At 49.4% G+C, this 5,624-nt stretch carries 6 protein-coding genes; 3 read left to right on the top strand and 3 right to left on the bottom strand.

What is annotated here, in order from left to right; genetic code table 11:
- Positions 1-28: 28 nt before the first annotated feature.
- On the bottom strand, positions 29-844 hold the full coding sequence (locus Q0198_RS00700) for a lipid-binding SYLF domain-containing protein (protein WP_297893876.1): 816 nt from the start codon (positions 842-844) through the stop codon (positions 29-31).
- Between the two features lie 108 nt (positions 845-952).
- Here Q0198_RS00700 and Q0198_RS00695 point away from each other — a divergent pair, with 108 nt between their 5' ends.
- From Q0198_RS00695 to Q0198_RS00685, 3 genes are all read left to right on the top strand, one after another.
- Complete coding sequence (locus Q0198_RS00695) at positions 953-1,765, top strand: M23 family metallopeptidase (RefSeq protein ID WP_297893873.1); 813 nt, start codon at positions 953-955, stop codon at positions 1,763-1,765.
- A gap of 25 nt (positions 1,766-1,790) precedes the next feature.
- Positions 1,791-3,692, top strand: a complete 1,902-nt coding sequence (locus tag Q0198_RS00690) for a hypothetical protein (RefSeq protein ID WP_297893871.1) — start codon at positions 1,791-1,793, stop codon at positions 3,690-3,692.
- A 143-nt stretch (positions 3,693-3,835) separates the two neighbouring features.
- Positions 3,836-4,399 carry a methylated-DNA--[protein]-cysteine S-methyltransferase gene (locus Q0198_RS00685; protein WP_297893868.1) on the top strand — a complete coding sequence of 188 codons (564 nt, stop codon included), beginning with the start codon at positions 3,836-3,838 and terminating at the stop codon, positions 4,397-4,399.
- Between the two features lie 418 nt (positions 4,400-4,817).
- Here Q0198_RS00685 and Q0198_RS00680 read toward each other — a convergent pair whose 3' ends face one another.
- Positions 4,818-5,021 (bottom strand): hypothetical protein, encoded by a 204-nt coding sequence (locus Q0198_RS00680; protein WP_297893866.1) that lies wholly within the window; start codon positions 5,019-5,021, stop codon positions 4,818-4,820.
- A 39-nt stretch (positions 5,022-5,060) separates the two neighbouring features.
- Positions 5,061-5,624, bottom strand: a 564-nt coding sequence (locus Q0198_RS00675) for a TonB family protein (protein ID WP_297893863.1), incomplete at its 5' end; no start/stop codon positions are given.

Here is a 5,624-nt window from a genome sequence, read left to right as displayed (position 1 = left end):
CCCCATAGGTGGGGCTTAACTCGATAATTTATTTTGCTTTTTTAGCCTTTTTGCTTCGCGTAGCCTTAACATGAGTTCTAGGAGAGCGGTTTGAAATGATCGGCTTGCCGTCGGGATATTTTTTCTGCACGTGATTTACAGGTATCGCTGCACTGCTGCTAGCGCCGTACTTCTCACCGTTGGTGAAGTATTTGCGCATAGTCTCTTTCCATCTTTTTGCGTATTTATTCGCGCGAGGAGAATCGTTTAAGATATCCTCGTAGTCGTAAATTCTCTCATAGAAGTCGTTAGTTAGTTGATCGTCGATAGTGATTCTGCCGTTGTCGATCGATACGCCTAGGTAGATGCCTGTTTGCTCGCCCGGGCTTACCATCCATGCAGAGATATCAGGCAGATCGGTTGCGCGACCGGTTCTTCTACCTACGCCGCCTGCTGCGGCACCTACATTGATCTCAAGGGTGTCTGTGCCAGTAAAAATGTCTTGATATGACTTCGTAGTATGGAAGATCATAACGATGTCGCTCGTCTCGTAGCCCGCCTGTAAGCCCACGCCGTAGCCTTTATATTTGATAAAAATCGGCGAACTCCACTCGCCGTTCTCGCCTTTGACGCTAAAAATTCCATCGCCGTATTGTAGCGATGCGCCCGCAGCTAAACGTTTTACGTCGGTTAGGATTGCGACGGCTTTGGCGCTGGTTAGATAGCGCTCATCGGTGCCGAAGTTATTGGCCGCTACGAAAGATCTAACGACGTTAGTCGCCGCTATAACCTCTTGATTTGCCACGACGTCCGCGTGCAAAAGACCGCAAAGTGCAACAGATGCTAGAAGCAAAAACTTTTTCATCATTTAATCCTTTTAAAATTGAATTTTCGTTATTATAACAGCAATTTCATTTGTTTTAGCTAATTTTTAACAAAAAATTGATGAAAAATAACGAATTTTGGAAAATTTATGAAATTTCTAGCTATTTTTGCACTTTTGGCGATTAAAATTTTCGCTTTAGACATAGTAAACGGTGATGTTGTTATCTTAAAATTGGATAAAAGCACAACCGAGTTGAGCTTTGGCTCAAAGAAAATCCCCCTTATCGAGGCGCCAAATTCTAGCGATAAAATCGCCGTTTTAGCAGCGAATTACCGTGCTAAGGGAGATTTCGCGCTGCGAATAGTAGATCAAAGCGGCAGTCACGAGCAGATCGTCGCTTTGAAAAAGGGTGAGTATAAAAAAGAGGCTCTAAGTGTCGCTCCGGGCAAGGTTAAACCGCCCAAAGAAGCCGCCGCACGTATCAAAAAAGAGCTCGACGAAGCCAACGCTATCTATGCGATCACCACGCCGCGCTATCTTTTTTCGACGCCGTTTGAGCTGCCTTTAAACTCCAAAATAACCTCTGCATTCGGCAATGCCCGCACCTTTAATGGCGAGCTTAAAAGCTATCACAGCGGCACCGATTATCGCGCCGCGGTAGGCACTGCGGTGCGCGCAGCCAATGACGGCGTCGTAGTCATCGCCAAAGACCGCTACTACGCGGGCGGCTCGGTCGTGATCGATCATGGCGGCGGCATCTATTCGCAGTACTATCATCTAAGCGAGATCAAAGTGACGCTTGGCGATCACGTTCGCAAAGGCGATGAAATCGCGCTTTCGGGCGAGAGCGGTAGAGTTAGCGGCCCACATCTGCACTTCGGCATCGCGATCAACGGCGTTAGCGTCAATCCGCTAAGCTTCGTCGCTAAATTTAATGAAGTGGTTTTTGGCGAGCGCTAAAATGCCCTACAATCCGAAGGAATTAATGAAAAAAATTCTCGCAGGCAGCGATTTTAAGCTAAAAGGCTCGGTCAAAGGTCGCGTGCGCGTCGCGAGTAGGGACGGAGCGATCGTAAATTTTACCGCTGCAGACTTCGGCGTGCAGAGCCTAAACGACAAAATTTCGCTCAGTGGCGAGCAGTTCGAGCGCTTTAGAGCTAGAATTTTTGGGATTTTAAACTCTGGCGGACGCGAGCTTGCAGGTAGGCTCACGCTCCCTTCTACGCCCAAAAAGAAAGCCCGCACAGATCGTCTCCGCGAGGCGGATGGCTATGCGGAGTTTGACGGCGCCTGCGATTTTGATAGCTTTTGCGGCGGAGATTCGGGCGCAGTTTCGCCCGAGGCTGGCGGCAGCTTGGCAAAGACCTCGTATGCCACAAATGCGAGGCGCGGCGAGCGAGATTTTCCTGCGCGCAGCGCTCAGAGTGCGCAAGGCTTTACTTCTAGGGCAGAATTTCAAGATGTTTCGCAAGCAGAATTTTATGGCGCAGCTCGGGCGGAATTTTGCGCAGATACCGCGTGGGATACGACGCGCGAGAATTTAATTTTGCAAAATGATGCTGCGCAGGATGACGTGAGCGTGGGGCTTGCTGCTAGTTTCGAAGAGAGCGCAAATGCGAGGAGTAAAAATTTTATGCCGCAAAGCCCTGCGCCTGCGAATTCTGCCAAAGGACAAAGCTTCATTCCTGCATCGCGAAATTTTGTTTCTGTGCAAAGCTCTGCACTCGTGAAAGATTCCGCATTTGAGGCGCAAAATTCTAATTTTATGGCGCAAACGGAGAATTTTGCAGCTGAAAATTCGTTTGTAGCAGAGCAGGACGCGGACTTACGAAGTAAAAATTCTACGGCGCAAGGCTCTGCATCAAAAAATTCCACTTTCGCAAATTCTGCGCTTGATATAAAGTGCGCAAATGATTGTGGGTCTCAAGGCTCCGAGTTTTCTAAGGGGCAAATCGCGAATTCCGCTAGCTGTCGTGCCGCAAATTTTGCCTTAGAAAATGCCTTGGAATTCGCGCCTCAAGATGAGAATTTAGTCGGTGAGGATTCAATGTGCTTGGCAAAAGGGCAAAATTACGCGCTAAAAAATTCCGACGAGCAAAATTTAGAGCAGAAAATCTCTGCACAAGAGTGGCACCCTTTAAATTTGCCGCCGCAAGCGGGAAATAAATTTGCGCCCGAATTTGAGCAATCCGCGCAGTCTGCGTTAACGGGTGAGAATTCTACGTTTGCTTCTTCTATGGCGGAGGGGGCGCTTGGTGATGAGCCCGCGTCTGCTGCTTTTGGGAGCGAATCAACTTTTGCGACTAAGCCCGTAAATTTCTATGGCAAGCCTACGCGCAAAGCGCCTGCGAAAGAGCGCGCGCGCCTGCCGGGACGTCCGCAGGCTCTGCCTATTGCAAGCTCTTCGCGTCCTATCTCGCTACCGCAAGCGCCTAGAGCTAGGCTCATCGAGCTTAAGCCGCGTTTCATAGGCATCGCGCATAAGATCAAAATTTCGTTTTTGAAAAAGAGCGCAAGCGAGCCGAGCGAAGGGATTTTGGCGCGCGTTCGTATTCCGCTTTTGATGGAGAATTTCGGTCTTAATGATATTTTGTCGTCCACGGCGAGCTACCAAATGGCGAAAAAGATGGTGCGCACGATCGCCGATCTTTACATCGCCAAGGATCTGCGCGGCGTGCACATAGGCGTGCCGGTGCGCCTTGAAATGGGCTTTAAAAGCGGCATCTCCGACGTCAGCAACCACGCCTTTATCTTTAAGCTCATCGAGGACAGCCTCGTCAAAAACAGCGTCATCAACGACGACAATGCAGATATCGTGCGCGAGATCAAGCTTTTTAAGCAAGACGTTTTCGACGGGGTTTTAGTAAACATCATGCGATTTGAGTAGAGGCTTTGCGGCGCCTCGCGTGTAAATTTTAAAAAATTCGCGTTACCGCATGAAATTCCATCGTTTTCGAGCTTAGCTCGCACCGCAACAAGCGCTTTTTAAAATTTTTTTGATCAAACCAGTAAAAATTTGAAAGGATTGAGATGCAAAAAGCCTTTTTTAATTCGCCCATTGGAATGCTTGAAATTTGGGATGATGAGATCGGGATCTGCAATATCGACTGGGTCAAAAGCTCTGCCTGCAGCCCCAATGATGAGGTCTTTAAAAAGTACGATGCAGAGCTTAAATTAGGCTTTGTTCGTGCTACGGATGATAAAGGACGCGATTTAAGGCTTAGCGATTTAAGAAAGAATTTGGCTCTTTGCACCGACGAGCTTAGCGCCTATTTCAGGGGCGAGCTTGAGAGCTTCAGCGTTAAACTGAGCCAAAATGGCACGCAGTTTCAAAAGTCCGTGTGGAGCGCGCTTTTAGAGATCCCTTACGGCAAGGTCGTAACATACGGCGAGCTAGCTGCGGCTATCGACAGACCGCACGCAAGCCGCGCAGTAGGCGGCGCAAACGGCAAAAACAAAATTCCCATCATCGTGCCGTGCCACCGCGTCGTAGCTGCGGGCGGGCTCGGCGGATACAGCGGCGCGGGCGGTGTAGCGACCAAAGCGTGGCTGTTAAACTTTGAAAGAGAAAATTTAGCCAAATTGGGCAAGTAAAATTCCGCTAAATTATGCCTTGCAGGTACGGCGCTGATTTTAAAATTTTACCACGCGACGCTGCGAAATTTCATAAAGCGATTTTGTAAATTTCTATTTTTGCGGCGACCAAGGCAGTTAAAATTTTGCAAGAAGCGAAACTTGCTATGCTGACTTAAAGCCCTAATTTTAAATTTATCGCGCCTTAGACGCTTGCTATGAGTGGTTGAAATTTTTCGCAGTGATAAAATTTAGCCTCGCGAAATTCCGCTCTGAAATCCTTCGATAAATTTTCATCTTGCGTGCATTTAGTGTAGCAGCGCCTGAGGCAGTAAAATTTTGCCGATCCTTTTGTGCATATAGACAAGGATAGCAAGTTTTGAGGCGGAATTTTGCAGAGGCTAAAAATTCTATGCTGCCGCGCCGTACGGGCAAAATTTCACATTGCCGTATCAAAGCAAAGTAAAATTCTTAAATCGCGCTTGCCGAGGTAGGGTAAAATTCCCGCAGAGGCGGTAAGCGGGGCAGAATTTATCTCAGCGGCAATGTGGTCGTGGATCTGCTGCCACGTCTGCGCAGCATTCGTGGATGCTGCAGGCAGGAGCAGAAAGAGCGCCATAATGAATACAATGAGTTTTCTCATGGGATTACTTATTCCTCTCCTTCTTCCAGCACATGCACATTATTTGATATTGCGTGCAGGCTTCATGTTAAAGTAAACAGGACACTGCATATCGGATTCCATCGGCTGCCCGTTCATATCCTTCGCGGGCTCGAATTTCCACTGCTTCTCGACAATGCGCCGTGCCATCCGATCATAGAGCGCATTTCCGGAGGAGACCTGGATGCGGGTGCTGATAACCTTGCCATCCGTACCGATGCGTGCCGAAACGGCAATGCGTCCCTTGAACTGAATCACGCCGTAGGGCGGCTGCTCTGCATGGAGGATCTTGCCCGGCATGCCGATCTGCTTGCCCTCGCCGGAGCGCAGAACCTTCGGTTCTTCCGGCTTGTCCGCCGTTTCCTCGACTTCCTTCAGAATCTCCGTAATGGCTTCCTCGGGCACCTCTGCCTCAACTACCGCAGGCTCTTCTTCCACCTGCTCGGGTTCGGGCGGTGGGGGCGGCGGCGGAGGAGGAGGTTCTTCCTCCTGCTGCTCCTCCTCGGGAGGACCTGGATCATCCGCGAGTTCGACCCACTCCATCGGCTCCTCCTGTGGAGGTGGTTCCAGCGCTTTGAAGACGTG

The organism is uncultured Campylobacter sp. (assembly GCF_938045205.1).
In the GTDB taxonomy this organism is placed as follows: Bacteria; Campylobacterota; Campylobacteria; order Campylobacterales; family Campylobacteraceae; genus Campylobacter_B.
This window is presented reverse-complemented; position numbering and strand designations above follow the sequence as displayed.